1 protein-coding gene is annotated in these 419 nt (G+C 56.6%); it reads right to left on the reverse strand.

Annotated features, from left to right (window positions below):
• Positions 1 to 235 (reverse strand): PqqD family peptide modification chaperone (locus FY251_RS21755; RefSeq protein ID WP_222847916.1); only part of this gene is annotated, 235 nt, incomplete at its 3' end.
• Positions 236 to 419: the final 184 nt, after the last annotated feature.

Genomic DNA, 419 nt, shown 5'->3' on the forward strand with positions numbered 1-419 from the left:
TCGCATCGATCTTGACGAGTTGCTCCGCGGCAAGCGTTTCCAGGAATCGTTCCACGTCAGTTGCCACTCGGTCTCTGTCGACATCGTACTCCTCGACTAGCGTTGAAACGATAGCCGCTGGTTCCGTCGGTTCCTGGATTCGGTCCCAGATGTCCGGGCCGACGCCCGACAGGCCCTGGTACCGCCCCGTCTCGTTGTTGAGCAGCACGATCTCGCCGTCGATAGTCGTGGTCACACAGTTATCAGTTGCGACGACAGTCGATCCAGAATCTATCGCGACCATATGAGGACTCCAGGGATACTCGCACTATTTGTTATGGCCTCTTTTCGTCGCCGTCACAACCCAGACAGGTGGTAGACGCTCCCTTCGCTCCCGTACTGCCCAACCGTAGTGAGTCGGTAACTATGTTACATAGCAC

The sequence above is a fragment of the Haloferax sp. KTX1 genome (genome assembly GCF_902410085.1).
Classification (GTDB): domain Archaea; phylum Halobacteriota; class Halobacteria; order Halobacteriales; family Haloferacaceae; genus Haloferax; species Haloferax massiliensis.